Below are 20,333 nucleotides of genomic sequence, written 5' to 3'. Positions count from 1 at the left end.
GTCCCTCCTACTTAAAGTGAGCTTCTAGTTTATAAATTGGACCTTTTTTTCTAAATTTCTCTTCATATTCAGTTAATACATTATCTGTTAAATCAGGTGTTGCATGTAAATCCAACCAAATTTGATCAAATTCCATTCCAAAGTTATTCATAGAAACAATTGAATACTCGAACAAGCCACGATTATCCGTTTTAAATTCTATATGTCCTTGTTTCTTCATTACACTTTGATATTGCTTTAAAAATGTAGGATATGTCAATCTTCTTTTGGCCTGTCTTTTTTTAGGCCAAGGATCAGAAAAGTTTAAATAAATGCCATCAACTTCATCTTTCTCAAAATATTCTGTTAATGCAGCACCATTTGCGCGAACCAGTTGCAAATTAGGTAATTTATTTTCAAGTTGTTTTTTTAACGCATAACCTGTTGCAACAGTTTGTAATTCCATTCCAATATAATTATTTTCTGGATGTTGTTTTGCCATTTCAACAATAAATTGGCCCTTTCCCATTCCAATTTCAATAAATAATGGGGCTTCTTTTTCAAATCTTGTATCCCATTTTCCCTTAAATTCTTCAGGAGATGTAACTACATATTGGGGATTTTCTTCAATTAGCGGCTTAGCCCAGGGACGATTTCTAAGTCTCATTCATTTTCCTTTCTAAAAAATCAGGTTGCGACCTTTGTCACAACCTTAAATTTCATAATAACTTTGATCTTTTACAATTTCTGATAATTTAATTATGTCTTGGTTCATTTCATGGAAACGACCACGTCGATGACTTTCTTCAATTGCCTGAATTAAATTCAAAAATGTATACCAAACAATACGTTTTTTCAAACTATCACTAGGTTCTGCTTTTAAATATTGCTTTAACCAATTTTGCCATTCATCACGTGGGACATACCGGCACATTAACATACTTAAATCTAATGCAGGATCTGCTAATTTAGCAGAATCCCAATCAACTAAGTAAAGTTTTCCTGTGTCAGATAGTAAACAATTTTTATGATTTAAATCGCCATGACATACTTCATAATTCGAGCACTCCAGCTGTGGTTGATTATCATTCAAAGCTTTTAATACTTTTGAAATTAGAGGATGGCTTCGTAAATCAGGTGATATATTAATATAACATTCATCAATCAATGTTTGAGGAGTTGTAATTTTTCCACCAACCTGTTTCCACATTCTTTTTAATAATTCAGAATGATGAACACGAGCCAATAAATCAGATACCTGTGATTGTTTCATTTCGTTTCGGTGTAAATTACGTCCATTCATCCATTCTTGTGCAGTTAATGTATCACCAGAAACCATTCTCTTAGTCCAAACAAGTCTTGGAGTGATTTCCTCTAAAGATAAAGCTGCCAAAAATGGAGAAGTATTCCTTTTCAAAAATAAACGTCGATCATTTTTTTCACCCATATATGCCATTCCAGTATTGCCACCTACTGGGAGAATGCGCCAACCTTTTTTGGGATTGGAATCCATATCGCTACTCTCCTCCTACATATATCGATAACTACTTAAAGTCTATAAGTTTACTTGATAACTGTCAAGCCATTTTTATCAATTGTCGTTTTAATACAACCTTTATTAAGAAAAACATTATAATCATTGCTAATGCTATAAAAATTAATGCTTTGATTATTGACATTGTCTTAATAAAAATAACAATTGTTAAAATTAAAATTTGTACAATCAGAATTTTTAGTAAAACATTTTTAAAGTTCTTTTCACGTATTTTTTCATTTAAAGGATACAGATGTGTAAATATGTTATCTGAATATTGATTATAAAGTGGTAAAAGTTGAAAACCTGTTAAATAAATAAATAATAGAATTAATAAAATTGATAACCAATATAAATTGACAAAACATCCAATAATTAAACTAATTAATGTTAACCTTATAAAAATCCCACTATATTCTGGATTTCTCCAAAATCCACGCCAATATAAATATAAATATGTTTTATTTTGATCTTTAGAGTATTTAGGTAAAAGAAAATCTAAATACTTACGTTCCTTTATTGTTTCTGATACTTCAGGTACATAGGTAAATAAACTAAAAAATTTATAAATTCTTCTTACCCTTGATTCTTCTAATTCAATTGCTTGATTCCACTTAAATATATGATTATTCTGTATTTTATTTTGAAGTGCATTGGTTAAAATTATTAATCCAATTGAAATTATTAATTCTAACCATGAAGAAAAGAAAATACCACATAAAATAGCTAATAATGGCAGAATATAATAAACGATAATTCCTGGAGTTGATCTGGTCCATCTTGTATTAAATAAATCAAATTTTTTCAACAATAATAAACTATACTTTAAAATAATTTGACTTATTAAAATTACAATCCATTCAACTATATTAAATCCTAAAACGCGCACAAGAAAAGGTACTACTATAATTACAAGAGATCCCTGCATTATTGTATTAATGAAAAAACTATGTTTTAATGCGCATTTCAAATATTTATTAATTTCATAATCTTTTGGTAATAAAAAAACTATATCAGGCTTACTTAATAAAGTAGCAATTTTACCAATTTGTAAAAACAGATATAAAATAATAACTGCGACTAGTTTATCTTGAAATGTATATTTAGTTATATAATTGTCAATTAAAATAAAATATCCATAACAAGCTGCACCTAAAATAAAAAATAGTGCAATAATAAAATGATCATTAAATACAAAGCGTAAATATTTCAAAAGTTTTTTTTGATATTTATTTAATCGTTGATTCCACAAATTATTCATGTTCATTTTCTCCTTGTGTAATCTTAAAATAAATATCAGATAATGATGCATTATTGCTGCCAATTTTTTGTTGTAAAGCTTTTAAATTACCTTCTGCTTCTACTTTTCCCTGATTTATCATAACAAACCGATCACATACTTCTTGAGCGGTTGATAAAATGTGAGTAGACATCAATATGGCTGCTCCATTGTCTTTAGCTTTTTCTATTAAATCTAATAATTTTTTTATTGCAAGTGGATCTAAACCATAAAATGGCTCATCAATAATATATATATCTGCATTTGTCATAAAAGCAGATATAATCATCACTTTTTGTTTCATTCCTTTAGAAAAATTATTTGGAAACCAATCTAATTTTTTATCTAGACGAAACATTTTTAACAAGTCTTCTGCTTTTTTCCAAGCCTCTTTATAATCTAAATCGTATGCCATTATTGTTAACTCTAGATGTTCTTTCAATGTTAATTCATCATATAAAATTGGCGTTTCTGGTATATATGCGAGTTTAGCTTTATATACTTGAGGATCTTCTTGCAAAGTTTGACCATCAATTGTTACTTTTCCAGAATAAGGTTCTAATAAACCAATTATATGCTTAATAGTTGTTGATTTACCTGCTCCATTTAGTCCAATTAGTCCAACTAATTCATGTGGATTAACCTCAAAGGAAATGTTCTTTAATACTGGAATTTGAGAGTATCCTCCAACTAAATCACTAACCTTTAGTGTCATTATTACTCCTCCTCATTTCTATTTCAAAATTATAACATGAAATTTTAATATAGAGTCAATTATGATATATACTATATTTTATATGAAAGTTACTGCAATCTATTATTTGTTTGTGTATACTAAAAATGAAATCAATCAATGAAAGAAGGACAAACATGGATAATAACTGTATTTTTTGTAAAATTATCAATGGAGATATCCCAAGTACAAAAGTATATGAAGATGATACTGTGCTTGCTTTTTTAGACATATCTCAAGCAACACCAGGTCATACTTTACTCGTACCAAAAAAACATGTTGAAAATATCTATGATTATGATCAACAGTTAGCAATGGACGTTCTTACTAAAATACCAATGATTGCAAGAGCAATTGAAAAATCAAATCCTAAAATCAAGGGATTAAACATTATAAATAATAATGGTGAAGTTGCTTATCAATCTGTTTTTCACTCACATATTCATTTTATCCCACGTTTTACACGTGATGAAGATGATTTTGGAATGAGATTTAAAGATAATTCAAACGCATATACATCTGAAAAATTAGAAAAAATAGCATCTTCAATTCGTGAGAATTTGGAGGATTAATTTATGAAAAAATTTTTATTCGGATTTTTCTTAATTTCAAGTGCAGCTGTTGGCATTGCATATTTAAAAAAAGACAAAATTTTAGATGCACTAATTAACTACTCTGTGGAAGTGGATTCTCTTAATAGTTCTGTAGATGAAGTTGTTGATAAAGCATTTAATGTTAAAGATAAAGCTACTGAAATGAAAAAAACTTTAAATGATACAAAGGGCATCTTTGAAGAATTAAGTTCTGATATTTCTAAGTATTCTCAAAATATTAAGCCAAATATTAATAACATTGAAAAAAATATAAAACATCAATAGAAAAAACTGTAATAATCTATGAATTTTTTCAGAATTTTATGACTGTTAAAATTCTTTATGTTATAGTTAAAATTGTTATCTATAAAATAAATAGAATGGATGTGTTTGTTTTCATGAAGAAAATGAAAAAACTTCTTGTTGCAACCTTAGGGGTTTTGACAACATTTAGTCTTGCAGCCTGTTCTAAAACCGTTGCAACCACTTCTGGTGGCAAGATTACAGAACAAGAATATTATGACAAAATGAAAGAAACTCAAAGTGGTAAACAAGTATTACAACAAATGATTTTAGATAAAGTACTTGAAAAAGACTATGGTAATAAAGTTTCTAAATCAGATGTTAATAAACAATACGATAAATTAAAGGATGAATATGGTTCAAGCTTCTCTCAAGCATTAGAACAAAATAGTTTGACTCCTTCATCATTAAAGGAACAAATTCGTTCTAACTTATTACTTCGTCAAGCAGTAATTGCAAACACAAAGATTACAAATAAAATGCTTAAAGAACAATGGAAATCATATGAACCAAATATCACTGTTGCACATATTTTAGTTTCAAAAGAATCTGAAGCTAACGACGTTATCAATAAGTTAAAAGAAGATGGAAGCTATGATAACTTTAAAAAATTAGCTAAAGAATACTCTACTGATTCATCTACAAAAGATGATGGCGGAAAATTACCATCATTTAACAACACTGATACACAATTAGACAGTTCATTCAAAAAGGCAGCATTTAAACTTAAGCCAGGTCAATTTACTGAAACACCAGTTAAAACATCTTATGGCTATCAAGTTATCTACTGCATTAAGAACCCAGGCAAGGGTAAAATGTCTGATCACATTAAAGAATTAAAGAGTCAAATTATCGATGAAAAAATGAATGATTCTACTGCTCTTCAAAAGATTGTTTCTAAGGTATTGAAGAATGGTGATGTTTCAATCAAAGATAAAGACTTAGAAAATGTTTTAGCTAACTATACAAGTACAAATTCAACAGTAAACAGCCAAAACTAAACAAAAAGCCAAGAATATAAATTCTTGGCTTTTTTATTATTCAATAATCATTTAATTTTTAGGCTTATAAAAATTGCGTCCATCTAATCCAAATATTCTTTCAGAAAACTCTCCATTTTCTGTATGATCTAAAGCACCTTTCATCATTTGTATTGAAGCATCTAAATCATCTAAATGATGTAATATTTCAGCTTCCATGATATGTGGTTGAACAGGAGAACCATATTCCATTAATCCATGATGAGCTAAAATCATATGACGTAATAAAATTACATCCTCATCTTGTTCATTAATATTCAATTGATGACAAACCTCAACAATTTGTTCGTCAATTAAAACAATATGTCCAATCAAATTACCATCCAACGTATATTGTGTTGCAATTGGACCAGACAATTCTATTACTTTACCTAAATCATGTAAGATTGCACCTGAGTACAACAATGACCGGTTAATAAAAGGATATTCATCAGCTACTGCTTTAGCTAACCGCAAAATTGATAAAGTATGATATGCTAATCCTCCTGCAAATGCATGATGATTTTTTTTAGCTGCCGGGAATGTAAAAAAGTTATCATGAAATTTTTTTATTAATGCATGAACAATTTTATTCCATACTGGATTTTTTATTTGTAAAAAGAATTCATTGAATTCTTTTTCCATTTTTTTTACATCCTCAGGTGCTTTTTGAACAAATTCTAATGGATCATTTGGTTCATTTTCATTTGGAAGTCTTAAATTAAATATTTTAATTTGAGGATTATTTTGATAATTTTCTCTTTTTCCTGTTATGCAAACTACTCTACCTGACTTAAATTGTTCAATATCTTTATCAGACGCATCCCAAAATTTTGCCATAATTTCCCCTGACTGATCACAAAATGTGAACGAAATAAACTTTGACCCATTTTTGGCAATTCTAACATCTGCAGTTTTAATTAATGCAAATAATTTCATATTCTCGTCAACTTCATAATCAAAAATTTTTTTCATTTTATTTCCTTCTATTTCTATTTGTTCTACTTTTTACTCAATTCTAATTAAAAAAATCTTCCAATTTTTCTTTAAATTCATTTGCCTTTTGTTGAATAGCACTTCCAATATTTTGTCCTGTTTCTTTAACATTGCTCCAAAAATCATCACTTGATGATGATTGATCATCCGCCTTATTTGCTAAAGTTGATGCAGCTTGAACATTAAATGAAGTTTCTTTTGTAGTTGGAATTATTCCTTCCATTTCAGTTTTGAATAACCCTGCGCCTTCATTTACACCATATTCTCCTAAATTATATTTAGAAGAATCATATCCCATCCAAGTTGCAACTACAATATCAGGGGTATATCCAATAAACCAATGATCATCTTCTGCTGTTCCATTTTGTGAGATATTATCAGTGCTTTGAGTTGATCCTGTCTTACCTGCAATCGTATATCCACTTGGTTTAGCACTCATACCAGTTCCTTGTTTATAAACATCAATCATCATACTTGTCATTTCTTTAGCAACTTTTTTTGACATGACCTTGGTATGCTTAATCTTTGTATTATCTACAACTACCTTTCCTGTAGCATCAACAATTTTCGTTATTAAATGTGGTTCATAACGAACTCCATCATTGGCAAATGCTGTATATGCACTAGCCATTTGGTAAGGAGAAACACCTTTTTTTAATCCTCCTAATGCTAAACTTAAATTTTCATCAGACTTAGATAATTTTATTCCAAATTTTTCTACTGATTCATAACCTTTTTTTACACCAATTTTATTTAATAACCATACAGCAGATGTATTTTTACTTAAAGCTAAAGCTTCATACATCGGAATCTTTCCTGAATATTGGTTATTCCAGTTGTGTGGTGTATATTTATTTGTACCATATGATTGTAATTTATCATTTACCATTGAGTCATAATGATATCCATCTTCTAATGCTGGAGTATATACTGCTAATGGCTTAATTGTAGAACCAGGTGATCTAACTAATTGTGTAGCTCGATTATATCCTCTAAACACATGAGAATCTTCTCTTCCTCCAACTAAAGCAGTAACTCCACCATTATTAGGATCTATTGCAATTGATGCAGCTTGTGCTTGGGTCCCATCAGCTTGATCTGCAGGAAACAGATTTGAATTTGAAAATGCATTTTGCATAATCTTTTGTTGTTTTTGATTTAACGATGTATAAATCTTATATCCACCATCCATAATTTCTTTTTCAGTCAATCCATAATCATTTATAGCCTCGTTAATAACTGCATCAAAGTAATATGGATAGTTATAATCTGAATGATAGCTATAGTCATCATTGACCTGCATTGGATAATCTTGGTAATTTTCCATTTGTGATTTTGTTAATTTGTTATTTTCATACATTAACTGCAAAACTACATTTCGTCTTTTTTTAGAAGCAGACGGATGATCAACCGGATTAAAACCACTAGGATTAGTTAACATTCCTGCAAGTGTAGCAGCTTCTGGAATATTAAGTTGAGATGCGTGTACACCAAAATATCTTTGAGCAGCATCTTCAATTCCCCAAACTCCATTTCCAAAATATGCATTATTTAAATACATCGTTAAAATTTCATTTTTACTATATGTATTTTCAACTTGCATTGCAATAAAAATTTCTTTTGCTTTTCTAGAAAATGTCTGTTCTTGCGATAAAAATGCATTTTTTACTAACTGCTGTGTTATAGTACTCCCCCCACCGCTTATCGAATTATCACCGAATAAACGATTCCTTATTAATTGAAACACAGCTCGGCCAATACCTTTAATTGAAAATCCATATTCATGATAAAAATTTCGATCTTCAGTTGATAGTACAGCATTTGGTACATTCTTAGAAATTTTTGATAATGATACCCATGTTCCTTTCTGAGAATATATAGATCCTGCTTTATTATTTGAAGAATCATATACAGCTGTAGTTTGTTCTAATCTTGCTTTAAGATCTTTAACATGAGATGTTTTAGCTATAAATACTAATCTTACACTTACTACTAAAAATAAAGTTAAAAATACAATTAAAATCCATTTCCAAATTTGATAACGATGCCATTTATTTTTAAACCAGCAGATAAAATTTTTCCACTGAGTTTTAATCCATATTTTTAATTCAGAATTTTTCATTTAAAACGCCCTTTTAATCAATTAGTACTCGATGTTTATCATAATACTCACGTTTTACTATTATACTCTTCCATTTTGTTTCAATCACTTTCATTTTCCTTAATTTATGTAGGATTCGCGCTATATTTTGAATAGTTGTACCAGAAATCGCTGCCAAATCAATTTGTCTTAAATGTACTACACGTTCACCTGTTGGCAAATCATATCCATAACGTTCAAGTAAAATTAAAATCACTGTAAGAACTCGCTGATCCATTCTTAATGCTTGACTGTTTACGCTACGTGATACAATATTACATAATAAATTTTTGGTACCTTTTTCCATATAGTCACAAAATTTAGAGCTATGTTTACGCAAATATTTAACATCTTCTCTTTTAATTCCTAAAATTTCTGTTTTACGACTTACAAATCCATCAATAAATGCTTCAGTTGGATTTGTCTTGTGGTCTAATATAGGGAAGTGCATATTTGCACTAAGAAATATACACCATGGATCTCCCTCAACAGAGTTTAATGAAAATAATATAACACCCTCTTGATTAATAATAAAGTATGTATATTTTTTCAAATCATCATTACTAAATGTTACTTTTTCTTTAGCAGAATAAGACATAAAACAGGAGTTGTTTATTACATTTTGTAATTTTTCCTCCTCTATTCCAACGTTCTCCTTGAAAAATAACATTATATTTTTGTTTTTCATTAAATTTCCTCTTCTTAATCTACTTCCTTTATTAATCTTATATTTTACAGAACAAAATTAGTTTTGGCTATAAAAATCATAAAATTAAAATGGTCAATATAAAAAGATTATGCAATCAATTACTTCCTTTTTCACTAGTAATATATGCATAATCTTTTTTAATTAATATTACATTTCATCAGGTGCTTTTACACCTAATAATCGAAGTGATTCTTTTAATACGATAGCTACACTTTGAACTAATGCTAATCTTTCTTCACGTTGTGAATCATTTGTTAAAATTTTTGTATGTGCATAATATTTGTTAAATGCTTTTGCTAATCTAATTGCATATTTAGCAATTACTGATGGTTCATATTCCTTAACAGCACGTTCAATCATTGCTGGAAATTCACTTAACATTCTAACTGTTTCCCAAGCATCAGGATCATCTAATCCTTCAATACTTAGATTGCTATTTTCATTAATATTAGCTTTTCGTAAAATACTCATTGCACGTGCGTGTGAATATTGTACATAAGGACCTGTTTCACCTTCAAAACGAACAACTTCTTGTAAATCAAAATCAAATTGATTTAAACGTTCATTTTTCAAATCATGGAATACAACAGCTCCAACACCCACTTCATCTGCAACTTTTTCTTTATCTTTTAATGTTGGATTCTTTTCTTCGATTTGCTTTTGTGCAAGTTCTACAGCATCATCTAATACTTCTTCAAGTAAAATAATATTACCACGACGAGTTGATAGCTTTTTACCACCAGAAGTAATTAATCCAAATGCAACATGATGCATGTCATTTGCCCAATCATATCCCATTTCTTTCAATACAGCAACTAATTGGTGAAAATGATTTGATTGTTCATTTCCCATTACATATAATGATTGAACAAAATTATATGTGTTTTTACGATAAATAGCAGCAGCAAGGTCACGTGTTATATATAAACTTGTCCCATCTGATTTTTGGATTAAAGCAGGATTTAAATCATATTTTGAAAGATCAACAATCATTGCTCCTTGACTTTCTTCCAACAAACCTTTTTCTTTTAATTCATCAATTACTGGTTGCATTTTATCATTATAAAATGCTTCACCATTATATGAATCAAATGTTATTCCTAAACGTTTATAGATTTTCATAAAGAAGTTCAATGATTCATCACGGAACCATTTCCACAAACGAGTTGCTTCCGGATCACCATCTTCAAGTTTTTTAAACCATGCACGAGCTTCATCATCAAGTTCTGGATTTTCTTGATCTTCTTTATGGAATCGAACATAGTACTTAAGTAAAGTATTGATTGGATCTTTCTTTACTTCTTCCTCATTTCCCCATAATTTATATGCTTCAATCAACTTACCAAATTGAGTACCCCAATCTCCTAAGTGATTAATCTTAATTGGATTATAATTTGTTTTCTTTAATAATTCTGCTAAAGAGTTTCCAATTACAGTTGAACGTAAATGCCCCATTGACATTGGCTTAGCAATATTAGGAGATGACATATCAATCGTAACATTCCCATTATTACCTAAATTTAAATCACCATAATGATTTTTTTCAATTAAGACTTGGCTTATAATATCTTTTCCAAATTTCTTTTTATCTAAGAAAAAGTTGACGTAAGGACCAACAGCTTCAACTTTTTCAAAGTCATCTTGATTTATTTTTTCAACAATTTCACCTGCAATAATTTGAGGTGCTTTGTGCATAACTTTTGATAATACAAAAGCAGGAAATGCATAGTCTCCCATTTTCAAAGTTTTAGGAACTTCAATTTTTTCAATAATTTCTTCAATTGATAAGTCATTACCAATTACATCTTGTATTGCTTGAGCAACTTGTTGTTTATAATCCATTTTAAAACCTCCTATAAAATAAAAAAATCTCTTACATATAAAATGTAAGAGACGAGTTAACCCGCGGTACCACTCTAATTGATTAAAAAGTAATCCACTTTAATATTCAACTAATTATTCTAAGAAGTGCGATTCAATTTGTTCCTATATTCGGCTTGCACCATCCCGAACTCGCTGCAATATTTCCAAATTTACTAGTTTCTATCATTGAATAAGTCCAAGCGGATGACGAGAATCGAACTCGCGACACTAGCTTGGGAAGCTGGGGTTTTACCACTAAACTACACCCGCGATTTAGGTTAAGTATAGCATAAAATCCTTTTAATGTCAGCTTAAATAAAAATCAATATATTATTTCTTTTTAGCTGATGTTTTTTTTGTTTCTTTTTTACTTTCAGCTTTTTTTACTTTTTCAGGCTTAAACTTCTCACCATACATTACCATACTAGTTAAGCGTACAATTGCTTGGTTATGCAAATCACTTACAGCAATTTTATCTTTTGGATCAAATTCACTAAATCTTATAAGAGCAGAATTTTCATAAATCTTTTCTACTGTCCCACTAAAATTATGCTTCAATGGTCCAAAGGCTTTACATGTCACTTTATCGCCAACTTTAAATTTTTTTGCCATAAAAAAGTTCTCCTTAACTTAAATTTCTAAGAAATATTAACAAATTTCTTATTAAAATGCAACTAATCACGTGTTTGATTTATCTCATTTTAAAATGTAAAATTACATTGACAAACATTAAAGGAGAATTAGCATGATTACATTAGCTGGAATTATTGGTTCAGGTAAATCGACAATGTCAGAAATTCTTTCAAAAGAATTAGGTTCACAAGCTTTTTTTGAACCAGTGGATGATAATCCTGTTTTACCTTTATTTTATAAAGGTAACGAACTTGCAGCAGAAAAACGAGCACATGGCGATAAAGATGCAACTAATCCATATACATATCTTTTACAAACATTTTTCGTTAATCGCAGATTCCGTATGATAAAAGATGCAAAAAAAGATGCAAATAATATTTTGGATCGTTCAATATATGAAGATGCGCTATTTATGAAAATGAACACTGACATGGGAAATGCCACATCAGTAGAATATTCTACATATCAAGAATTACTTCAAAATATGTTAGATGAATTGACCTATGCTACAAAAGTTGATTCAAAAGATTTAATGATTTTTATTCACGTTTCATATGACACTATGATAAAAAGAATTAAAAAACGTGGTCGAGATTATGAACAAATTGAAACTGATCCAACTTTACCTTCATATTATAAAAAACTATTAGAATACTATGAAAATTGGCTAGATTGGTATAAAAATTGGGATAAAGCTTCTGAATTAATCATTATAGATGGTGATAAATATGATTTTGTAGATAGCATGCAAGATCGAAATTATTTATTAGATAAAATTGAAAATAAACTAGTTTCATTAGGCCATATTACTGAAGATCAGGCAAAAAAATTAAAACAAAATCGTTATAGTGAAAAATAAAAAAAATCTAAGGAATTAATCCTTAGATTTTTTTATTAGTATTAATTAATACCTTTGTAGCATTTAAATCAATTTGATTTGAAACAATACAAGTAACTGTATATAAGTCCAAGAAAAATCCTAAAATTCCCATTGAACCAAAAATAACCAAAATAAGTGAGCTCCAAAAAAGAATCTGACTTAAAATTGCCCATTTTCTTTTCTCATTTGTCAATGATTTTATTACTGTTAATTCTTCTTCAGAAAGATTTCTAGGATCCGATGGCATATTAGTTGCTCTTAGTTTAAATAATTTTGTGTTTAATCGAATATTATAAATGGTTAATATTACTAAAAGTATGTATATAATGGCAATGCCAAAATTAGACAATAAAGCTCTCCTCTTTCTATGTAACAATTCGATAAGCATTATAACATATATTTTACCAAATCAATGAAAACGTAATTAAACTTTTCTTCATATTATTTAATATGATAATATTAATATATATTCTTACAGGAGGTTACATTAATGACAATTGACTGGAAAAAAGAAGCTGAAAATCGGCGCGAAGAACTTCTAGAAGATTTAAAATCAATGTTACGTATAAAAAGCGTGCGTGATGAAAGTAAAAAAACTGATGATGCTCCACTTGGACCTGGTCCAAAAGCCGGATTAGATCAATTTTTAAGCATCGCAAATCGTGACGGTTTTAAGACTACAAATATTGATGGCATGGCAGGCGAAATTTCATTTGGCCAAGGTGATGAAACATTAGGAATTCTTGCACACGTTGATGTAATGCCTGCAGGTAAAGGATGGAACACAGATCCATTTGAACCAGTAATTAAAGATGGCAAAATATATGCTCGTGGTGCTTCTGATGATAAAGGACCAAGTATGGCAGCATACTATGGATTAAAAATTATTAAAGATTTAAATTTACCTGTTAGCAAAAAAGTTGCTTTTATTTTAGGAACTGATGAAGAAAGTTCTTGGCGTGGTATGGACTATTATTTCAAAAACATGCCAGAACCTGACTTTGGATTTTCACCAGATGCCTTCTTCCCTATCATTAACGGTGAAAAAGGAAATGTTACTTTTGATGCTAAATTCAATGGAACAAATGATGGTAATTACTCTTTAATTAAATTTGATTCTGGATTACGTGAAAACATGGTACCTCGTGATGCTGAAGCATGGATTGAAAGCAAAAATGGTAACTATGATGAAATGATTAAGAAGTTTGATGAATTTGTTGCCGAAAACCCAATTGTTGGCGAAAGCGATATTCAAGATGGCAAATTATATATTCATGTTATTGGTAAGGCTGCACACGCTCAAGAACCAAAACGTGGAATTAATGCAGGTACATACATGTGCTTATTCTTAAACCAATTTGATTTTGGTGCTGGTGCTAAAAACTTTATTAGTTTTGCCGCTGAAAAACTCCATCTTGATTCACGTTTAAATAACTTTGATATGGCATACACAGATGAAGTTATGGGCGATTTAACTATGAATGCAGGTATTTTTTCATTTGACGAAAATAATGGTGGATCAATCACATTGAACTTCCGTTATCCACAAGGAACTGATCCAGAGTACATTGCTAATGGTTTAAATAGCACAAAAGAACAATATGATGCAAAATTTGTTCAACATGAAGGTGGTATGGTTCCTCATTATGTTCCAGAAGATGATCCTTTAGTTAAAACATTACTCAATGTTTATAGAGATCAAACTGGTGAAGATGCACATGGTCAAGTTGTGGGTGGCGGAACATATGGCCGTTTAATGAAACGTGGTGTCGCATTCGGTGCTATGTTCCCTGGTGTTCCTGATACAATGCATCAAGCAAATGAATTTGTACCAGTTGATGACTTGATTAAAGCAGCAGCTATTTATGCTCAAGGAATTTATGAACTAATCAAATAATATTTAAAAAGAGAGACTTTAATAGTCTCTCTTTTTACTTAATTATTTTTCATGTATAATTATATTACTTTCATTTGTATATTAATAAATTTAGGTGATATAGATGCGTATAGATAAATATTTAAGCAACGCAAACTTTGGTAGCCGTTCTGAGATCAAAAAAATGATTAAACAAAATATGATTGAATTGAATGGAAAAATTATTAAAAATGGAAAAGAACAAATAGATTTAACAAAGGACATTGTTAAAGTAAATGGTAAAAAGATTTCTTTAGAAACTAAACGATATTTAATGTTAAATAAACCTCAAGGTGTAATTTCAGCCACTAAAGATTCATCTCAACCTACTGTTATAGATCTAATTTCCTCAAAAGATAAAATCAAAGATTTAGCCCCTGTTGGGCGTTTAGATAAAGATACAACTGGATTACTCTTATTAACAAATGATGGAAAATTAGCACATGAATTACTTGCACCTAAGAAACATGTTATAAAAACATACCATGCATTAGTATCTGGTATAGTCGACGACTCTTTAATTGAACGTTTTAAAAATGGTATAACTTTAAAAGATGGAACTAATTTTAAACCTGCAAAATTAAAAATTTTATCCATAAATAAAGAAAATAATACTAGTAAAGTAAGTATTTCAATCTCTGAAGGAAAATACCATCAAATAAAAAGAATGTTCAAAGCTAATCAAATGACAGTATTAACACTTCATCGTCTTTCCATGGGATCTTTATTTTTAGATAATTCTCTTCAACCAGGAGCATATCGTCGATTGTCTTCGCAAGAAATAAATATATTAAAAAATAAAAAATAGGATTATTTTAATCCTATTTTTTTTATGATTCATGTTGTCGCATAAATGATTGAATATTTGAAATTATATCTGAAGGCAATACAACATATTTATCGTTAGATATAATCTCTGCTATCTTGCTATGAGTATAAACTGCAGCTTGAATAACATCTTCAAATTTTTCATTTTTAAATTGCGCTAAAAATCCTGCTATAATTCCTGTTAACGTATCTCCCATCCCACCGGTTGACATATATGGTCCACCAACTAATAATTTTCTTGTAATTTTATTTTTGAAATAAATTTCTGTATGAAATTTCTTAACAATAACAGTTGCATCTAATTTTTCTTGCGCTAATTGATTTTTTTGTTCTGTTTGTTCTTCTATTTTTATTCCACTTAATCTTTGCCATTCCATTTGGTGAGGTGTAAAAATAATTTGTAAATCTAGTATTTCATTTAATAATTTCTTATGTTTTGAAATTAACGTAATCGCTGAACCATCTATTATTAAAATTTGATGCTTTTTAATATTCATTAAAACGTTACTTAAAATATTAAAAGCTGTTTCATCTATTCCTAACCCTGGTCCAATTACAATTACATCAGCATCAGTAAGATGTTCTATCAACGATTTTATTTCACAATAATTAATAAACATAGCTTCAGGTAATGCAGCATGTATAGCCGCTATATTAGTTTTATCAGTAGCAATTGTAACTAATCCTGCTCCAGAATGGACTGCAGCACTTCCTGACATTATAGCAGCCCCACCCATGTTTTGATTTCCTCCAATTATTAACACATTCCCGTACATTCCCTTATAACTCTCATTTGGTCTTTTTTTTATTACTTTAGAAATAATTTCACTTTTAATTGGACTCATTTTTATTCTTCCTTTAGCTTTCAATTACTGTCATTTGTTTTAAAATATCTATATTGAATAGTCTTACTATAACTATAGTAACATTAATATATAATCTACAAAAAAGGTGAAATTATGACAGATATTGAAATTAAAAGAGATGGTTTAACTTTACGTGGAGTTTTAGAAATTCCAGAAGAAAAAACTAATTTTGATCTAGCAATTTTAATGCACGGTTTCAGTGGAAATTGCGGTCGAAATAATCCAGGTAATATGCATTATCGTCTTGCTAAAATGCTTAAAGAAATTGGAATTGCATCAGTACGATTTGATTTTAATGGTCATGGAGAAAGTGACGGAAATTTTTGTGATATGACAGTTCCAAGTGAAATTGCTGATGGGCAAAAAATACTAGACTATGTACGTTCTTTGCCAGGAATAAAAAACATTTACTTAATTGGACATTCTCAAGGTGGCGTTGTAGCTGGTATGCTTGCTGGCTATTACCATGAATTCATCAGCAAACTTGTACTATTAGCACCTGCTGCATCGCTTAAGGATGATGCTTTAATTGGACATACGTTAAATTTACGTTATGATCCCCTTCATATTCCAGATAAACAAGAATTACGCCCTGGATATAATGTTGGAGGTTTTTATTTAAGAACCGCTCAAACTTTACCTATTTATTCAGTATCTGCAAAATACAATGGAAAGGTCTGCTTAATTCATGGTACAGCTGATGACATTGTAAGTCCTAATGTAACTATTAAGTATCAACAATATTATTCGCAAAGTGTAGTTCACTGGATTGCAGGAGCTGGACACTTATTTGAAGGCAAATATCGAAATAAAATGATAGATATTGTTAAAGATTTTATCCAACAAAAATAAAAATATGATACACTTTTAAATAGAAATAATTAGTTGAGGTTTTCATTATGCTAGTAAGTTCTTTTGTATTATCAATTATTTCATTAGCTATTGCAACTGCATCCTTAGTACTTGCAATTGTAAGCTTATGTATAAGTGTCAAAAAAAAGAAAAAATAATATTATAGAATTAGAGGTTTTAAAATGTTTTTATCAACAGGTGGACTAAATCAAGGATATGCTATACATGGAATAGTCAATGCTACTGTTAAAGCAGAATTACAAGCTGACGAATTGAATCGTGTAGATGATTTTGATGATTTATATGATCAAGTTAAAATGAAATTAATTGACAAAGCGGTAACAAAAAATGCAGATGGAGTCATTAATGTACGATTTGAGCCTCAAATCGTTCGTGTTTCTGTTGGGCCTAAATACATCGTTTTACATGGATATGGTACTGCAATAAGTTTTCTAAAGAAATAACTTGTCATTTACATTTTCTATAGTATAGAATTATTATAGATTTTGCCACTGTGGCGGAACTGGCAGACGCGCAGCGTTCAGGTCGCTGTTCGGTTTATCCGAGTACAGGTTCGATTCCTGCCAGTGGCATAAAACCAAGCACTTAGTCACTGATATATCAATGTTTTACAAACGAAATTGCAATTTTATTGCAACAGCTCCCATTTTTTTATCAAAAGTGGGGTTTTTTATACAAAAAAACAGACAGTCCTCGGTTTCCTGTCTACGAAATAAAAATAAAGAATAAGAAACTAATCAAAAAAATTGTCTAATGAAAAAACAAAATTCCAAAACAACCATAACTATATTTTATTCAAAAAATATCCACAAGCAAGAAGCTGTGGATAAGTCATTTAGCATCATTGAATTAAATTTTGTGTGAGTTACTTTGTGGGTAACCCACATTATTTTTCCATATTTTATTAAAAAAGCTATAATCTCTTAATCAAAAAATAATAACAGAAATCCCTAACCAAACAAACCAACATTAAAAAATAAAAGATAATAATATTAGTGGAATATATTAAAAAGCTAAACAATTATCTAATATACTAATTGCTAAAATAACACAATTAATAATAAAATCAAAAAATGTAAAAATTTCCTTTATTCTTAAACTTTTAGCAAATCCTAAGCTTACATAAAAAAGTTCGCTCCTCTTCCTGAAGCGAAGATATAGTTAATATTCTTTTATTATATATGATAAGAGTTTTTAGTTGATTCATTTATCAAAATATATTATTATATAATGTATAGTTTATGTAAAGTTCCTTTCTTATATAAATTATTCCAACCAATTGCGTAAGTTCCTATTTTAATAGGAACTTTTTTAATAAAAAAATTCATTTAAAATATTGTAACATTCTTATTTTAACATTTTATTAGTATGTACCTAATTAAAATATATTACTATACTATAATGTTATTTTTATAAATAAAAGGTCTCATATAAATGAGACCTTCAAAGTTAAAAATACTTATATCAGAGAGTGCTTTTATTATATCAAATAAATATAAAGTATGCTACTAAAAAACCTTCCTTGAAAAATCAAGGAAGGAAGATTAATGAATAAAACTTATGTAATTACATAAGAAGAGTAACCAACTCTTAGAGAAATCTCTATGTTTAGACTACCTTATTTAAATTAAAAATACAACATATATGCCCATTTTTCCAATATAAAAATATAAGAGACAAATACTCTAATGTCTCTTATACAAGGTATATAATATTAGAATGTAAATGGAACATCAATATTTTAACAAATCATTTATATAAAAATCAAATTACTTTGAGATATTATATTACAAAAAAAAGATAAAATCCATTTCTATTTATCAGAAATTATTATAGCAGAAAATAAATTTTTCTACCTCACTAAATAAAAACAAGTATTTAAACTTTTTCTTTAATTTATAAATAATTGATTTATATAAGCTAACGTGTTATTATAATATTATTATTTCTCCCTATAACTAAACTATTAAGTTCCTATTATATAAGTGACATGCACCCCGAATCTTAAAAATAAATTTAGGATTTGGGGGCTTTTTGTTCATTCTTCGAAGCAAGATAAAAAATATCTATCAAAAAGAATATAGATATTCAAAAATAAAGGAATATTATGGCATCGCTTAAGCTTGCACAGATGGAATTAAATGTCATTAAGCGTTAAAAAAATAAACAAAGTATCTTTATTTAGGATTATCTAATTGGATTTAAGATTATTTAAAAAATGGTTATAATATAATTAATAAACTAATAAGAAGACCAAGTTATTTATTGCCAGTATTAGAAAGATTATTGCTTACGATGTTTCCTTTCTTACTCTTCATCAAAATTTAACATGTTATCAAAGTTTTTTAATCATGAAATTATTCAAAATATACCCCGTAAGGGAAATAGTTTAGATAATGGAATTAGAGATATGAAAGCTTATATAAATATATGCTGATAATTTAATTTAAACAATTCATTAATATAATAATGACAAAATCAAGATAAAATTAAAAAAACTAAGTCTTGTTTAATACAGATCCCTGTCCCTTGTTACTAACTTAATAAAGTGTTCAACTTTTAGGATTTCACTTCAAAGTAATAAGAAATTTTTATAGTTCATTACAAAATATAAGATTTAAATATCTTATAATTCAATAAAAAACTTCACTCCATATCTGAAGTGAAGTTATAGTTGATATTTTTTGCCCATTCGAGCAACATCTCCCCCTATTGCTTACTATGATAATTCAAATAATTTAAAAATGCAATATAAAAATGAAAATCCTTTAATTAGTATTCCGCTTTTTTAACACATAATATTTGACTACATTCTAATAAACGTTCAACACCTTATCTTTATTAGAATTGAGTATTTGTTTATCCTAATTTATTATCAATGACAACTCAATAAAATATAACAAGTATCATATATAATTTAAATAACTCTACTCAGAATATATTTTATTTATAAAAACATACAGTTATCTTTACTTAATAAAATATTTAGTTCCTTAATTTTCATTTAAAGTAATGTAGCAAAACGTTTTATTTATAAATAAAATACAATAAATATGCTATTATTAAAGTCTCCTATCAAATCAAACTTACTCTTACCACTAAATATGTGATAAGAGTTTTTTATTTATTAATTGATTTATTTAGTCAGATATATTATACTGAGAATGTTGTATAAGGCATTTCTTCCTCA

General features: G+C 28.7%; 19 protein-coding genes, 2 tRNA genes and 1 other annotated feature. Of the genes, 9 read left to right on the top strand and 12 right to left on the bottom strand.

Annotation, left to right across the window (positions count from 1 at the left end):
* Positions 1–7 precede the first annotated feature (7 nt).
* The 4 genes from trmB to QPK35_RS01800 all read right to left on the bottom strand — a co-directional run bounded on the left by trmB (position 8) and on the right by QPK35_RS01800 (position 3,507).
* On the bottom strand, positions 8–646 hold the full coding sequence (trmB, locus tag QPK35_RS01815; RefSeq protein WP_290033755.1) for a tRNA (guanosine(46)-N7)-methyltransferase TrmB: 639 nt from the start codon (positions 644–646) through the stop codon (positions 8–10).
* Positions 647–691: 45 nt separating this feature from the next.
* Positions 692–1,492 carry a phosphotransferase family protein gene (locus QPK35_RS01810; RefSeq protein WP_290033754.1) on the bottom strand — a complete coding sequence of 267 codons (801 nt, stop codon included), beginning with the start codon at positions 1,490–1,492 and terminating at the stop codon, positions 692–694.
* A 64-nt stretch (positions 1,493–1,556) separates the two neighbouring features.
* Complete coding sequence (locus tag QPK35_RS01805; protein WP_290033753.1) at positions 1,557–2,774, bottom strand: ABC transporter permease; 1,218 nt, start codon at positions 2,772–2,774, stop codon at positions 1,557–1,559.
* Complete coding sequence (locus QPK35_RS01800) at positions 2,767–3,507, bottom strand: ABC transporter ATP-binding protein (protein WP_290033752.1); 741 nt, start codon at positions 3,505–3,507, stop codon at positions 2,767–2,769. Before QPK35_RS01800 ends, QPK35_RS01805 begins: the two co-directional genes overlap by 8 nt.
* A gap of 155 nt (positions 3,508–3,662) precedes the next feature.
* Here QPK35_RS01800 and QPK35_RS01795 point away from each other — a divergent pair, with 155 nt between their 5' ends.
* The 3 genes from QPK35_RS01795 (at position 3,663) to QPK35_RS01785 (ending at position 5,422) form a co-directional block, all read left to right on the top strand.
* On the top strand, positions 3,663–4,097 hold the full coding sequence (locus tag QPK35_RS01795; RefSeq protein ID WP_290033751.1) for an HIT family protein: 435 nt from the start codon (positions 3,663–3,665) through the stop codon (positions 4,095–4,097).
* Between the two features lie 3 nt (positions 4,098–4,100).
* A complete protein-coding gene (locus QPK35_RS01790; protein ID WP_290033750.1) occupies positions 4,101–4,403 on the top strand; it encodes a hypothetical protein in 303 nt (100 codons plus the stop codon).
* Between the two features lie 122 nt (positions 4,404–4,525).
* Positions 4,526–5,422 (top strand): peptidylprolyl isomerase PrsA, encoded by an 897-nt coding sequence (locus QPK35_RS01785; RefSeq protein WP_290034226.1) that lies wholly within the window; start codon positions 4,526–4,528, stop codon positions 5,420–5,422.
* 51 nt (positions 5,423–5,473) lie between these two features.
* Here the strand turns inward: QPK35_RS01785 and QPK35_RS01780 are convergent, their stop codons facing one another.
* The 6 genes from QPK35_RS01780 to QPK35_RS01755 form a co-directional block, all read right to left on the bottom strand.
* On the bottom strand, positions 5,474–6,415 hold the full coding sequence (locus QPK35_RS01780; protein ID WP_290033749.1) for a 3'-5' exoribonuclease YhaM family protein: 942 nt from the start codon (positions 6,413–6,415) through the stop codon (positions 5,474–5,476).
* Positions 6,416–6,458: 43 nt separating this feature from the next.
* The gene (locus QPK35_RS01775; protein ID WP_290033748.1) at positions 6,459–8,558 is read right to left on the bottom strand and encodes a transglycosylase domain-containing protein; all 2,100 of its coding nucleotides are present in this window, start codon (positions 8,556–8,558) and stop codon (positions 6,459–6,461) included.
* Positions 8,559–8,571: 13 nt separating this feature from the next.
* On the bottom strand, positions 8,572–9,264 hold the full coding sequence (locus QPK35_RS01770) for a Crp/Fnr family transcriptional regulator (protein ID WP_290033747.1): 693 nt from the start codon (positions 9,262–9,264) through the stop codon (positions 8,572–8,574).
* Positions 9,265–9,432: 168 nt separating this feature from the next.
* The gene (gene argS, locus QPK35_RS01765; protein WP_290033746.1) at positions 9,433–11,127 is read right to left on the bottom strand and encodes an arginine--tRNA ligase; all 1,695 of its coding nucleotides are present in this window, start codon (positions 11,125–11,127) and stop codon (positions 9,433–9,435) included.
* A 44-nt stretch (positions 11,128–11,171) separates the two neighbouring features.
* Positions 11,172–11,344, bottom strand: a binding site (T-box leader).
* A gap of 3 nt (positions 11,345–11,347) precedes the next feature.
* Positions 11,348–11,418, bottom strand: a tRNA-Gly gene (locus QPK35_RS01760).
* 60 nt (positions 11,419–11,478) lie between these two features.
* Positions 11,479–11,760 carry a DUF2187 domain-containing protein gene (locus QPK35_RS01755; RefSeq protein ID WP_290033745.1) on the bottom strand — a complete coding sequence of 94 codons (282 nt, stop codon included), beginning with the start codon at positions 11,758–11,760 and terminating at the stop codon, positions 11,479–11,481.
* Between the two features lie 133 nt (positions 11,761–11,893).
* On the opposite strand from QPK35_RS01755, the gene QPK35_RS01750 reads away from it, so the two are divergent.
* Positions 11,894–12,640, top strand: a complete 747-nt coding sequence (locus tag QPK35_RS01750; protein ID WP_290033744.1) for a deoxynucleoside kinase — start codon at positions 11,894–11,896, stop codon at positions 12,638–12,640.
* 22 nt (positions 12,641–12,662) lie between these two features.
* Here the strand turns inward: QPK35_RS01750 and QPK35_RS01745 are convergent, their stop codons facing one another.
* Positions 12,663–13,010, bottom strand: a complete 348-nt coding sequence (locus tag QPK35_RS01745; protein ID WP_290033743.1) for a hypothetical protein — start codon at positions 13,008–13,010, stop codon at positions 12,663–12,665.
* Positions 13,011–13,151: 141 nt separating this feature from the next.
* Between QPK35_RS01745 and pepV the strand changes: the two genes are divergently transcribed.
* The gene (gene pepV, locus QPK35_RS01740; RefSeq protein ID WP_290033742.1) at positions 13,152–14,558 is read left to right on the top strand and encodes a dipeptidase PepV; all 1,407 of its coding nucleotides are present in this window, start codon (positions 13,152–13,154) and stop codon (positions 14,556–14,558) included.
* A 103-nt stretch (positions 14,559–14,661) separates the two neighbouring features.
* Positions 14,662–15,384 carry a pseudouridine synthase gene (locus QPK35_RS01735; RefSeq protein ID WP_290033741.1) on the top strand — a complete coding sequence of 241 codons (723 nt, stop codon included), beginning with the start codon at positions 14,662–14,664 and terminating at the stop codon, positions 15,382–15,384.
* 22 nt (positions 15,385–15,406) lie between these two features.
* Here the strand turns inward: QPK35_RS01735 and QPK35_RS01730 are convergent, their stop codons facing one another.
* Positions 15,407–16,249, bottom strand: a complete 843-nt coding sequence (locus QPK35_RS01730; protein ID WP_290033740.1) for an NAD(P)H-hydrate dehydratase — start codon at positions 16,247–16,249, stop codon at positions 15,407–15,409.
* 114 nt (positions 16,250–16,363) lie between these two features.
* Between QPK35_RS01730 and QPK35_RS01725 the strand changes: the two genes are divergently transcribed.
* From QPK35_RS01725 to QPK35_RS01715, 3 genes are all read left to right on the top strand, one after another.
* Complete coding sequence (locus QPK35_RS01725; protein WP_290033739.1) at positions 16,364–17,122, top strand: alpha/beta hydrolase; 759 nt, start codon at positions 16,364–16,366, stop codon at positions 17,120–17,122.
* A 182-nt stretch (positions 17,123–17,304) separates the two neighbouring features.
* Positions 17,305–17,586: a hypothetical protein gene (locus QPK35_RS01720; protein ID WP_290033738.1), complete on the top strand. Its 282-nt coding sequence runs from the start codon at positions 17,305–17,307 to the stop codon at positions 17,584–17,586.
* A gap of 44 nt (positions 17,587–17,630) precedes the next feature.
* Positions 17,631–17,715 (top strand) — tRNA-Leu (locus QPK35_RS01715).
* Positions 17,716–20,333 lie beyond the last annotated feature (2,618 nt).

It is taken from the genome of Ligilactobacillus cholophilus (assembly GCF_030389495.1).
GTDB lineage: Bacteria > Bacillota > Bacilli > Lactobacillales > Lactobacillaceae > Ligilactobacillus > Ligilactobacillus cholophilus.
Note: the sequence above shows the minus strand (reverse complement) of the source record. Positions and strands in the feature narration are given on the sequence as shown.

Excerpts from the sequence above, each read along its gene's own strand:
- QPK35_RS01780 (WP_290033749.1), bottom strand. The coding sequence starts at position 6,415 with ATGAAAAAAATTTTTGATTATGAAGTTGACGAGAATATGAAATTATTT.
- QPK35_RS01750 (WP_290033744.1), top strand. The coding sequence starts at position 11,894 with ATGATTACATTAGCTGGAATTATTGGTTCAGGTAAATCGACAATGTCA.
- QPK35_RS01775 (WP_290033748.1), bottom strand. The coding sequence starts at position 8,558 with ATGAAAAATTCTGAATTAAAAATATGGATTAAAACTCAGTGGAAAAAT.
- QPK35_RS01735 (WP_290033741.1), top strand. The coding sequence starts at position 14,662 with ATGCGTATAGATAAATATTTAAGCAACGCAAACTTTGGTAGCCGTTCT.
- QPK35_RS01730 (WP_290033740.1), bottom strand. The coding sequence starts at position 16,249 with ATGAGTCCAATTAAAAGTGAAATTATTTCTAAAGTAATAAAAAAAAGA.
- QPK35_RS01770 (WP_290033747.1), bottom strand. The coding sequence starts at position 9,264 with ATGAAAAACAAAAATATAATGTTATTTTTCAAGGAGAACGTTGGAATA.
- QPK35_RS01790 (WP_290033750.1), top strand. The coding sequence starts at position 4,101 with ATGAAAAAATTTTTATTCGGATTTTTCTTAATTTCAAGTGCAGCTGTT.
- pepV (WP_290033742.1), top strand. The coding sequence starts at position 13,152 with ATGACAATTGACTGGAAAAAAGAAGCTGAAAATCGGCGCGAAGAACTT.
- QPK35_RS01800 (WP_290033752.1), bottom strand. The coding sequence starts at position 3,507 with ATGACACTAAAGGTTAGTGATTTAGTTGGAGGATACTCTCAAATTCCA.
- QPK35_RS01805 (WP_290033753.1), bottom strand. The coding sequence starts at position 2,774 with ATGAATAATTTGTGGAATCAACGATTAAATAAATATCAAAAAAAACTT.
- argS (WP_290033746.1), bottom strand. The coding sequence starts at position 11,127 with ATGGATTATAAACAACAAGTTGCTCAAGCAATACAAGATGTAATTGGT.
- QPK35_RS01795 (WP_290033751.1), top strand. The coding sequence starts at position 3,663 with ATGGATAATAACTGTATTTTTTGTAAAATTATCAATGGAGATATCCCA.
- QPK35_RS01755 (WP_290033745.1), bottom strand. The coding sequence starts at position 11,760 with ATGGCAAAAAAATTTAAAGTTGGCGATAAAGTGACATGTAAAGCCTTT.
- QPK35_RS01725 (WP_290033739.1), top strand. The coding sequence starts at position 16,364 with ATGACAGATATTGAAATTAAAAGAGATGGTTTAACTTTACGTGGAGTT.
- QPK35_RS01720 (WP_290033738.1), top strand. The coding sequence starts at position 17,305 with ATGTTTTTATCAACAGGTGGACTAAATCAAGGATATGCTATACATGGA.
- QPK35_RS01785 (WP_290034226.1), top strand. The coding sequence starts at position 4,526 with ATGAAAAAACTTCTTGTTGCAACCTTAGGGGTTTTGACAACATTTAGT.
- QPK35_RS01810 (WP_290033754.1), bottom strand. The coding sequence starts at position 1,492 with ATGGATTCCAATCCCAAAAAAGGTTGGCGCATTCTCCCAGTAGGTGGC.
- trmB (WP_290033755.1), bottom strand. The coding sequence starts at position 646 with ATGAGACTTAGAAATCGTCCCTGGGCTAAGCCGCTAATTGAAGAAAAT.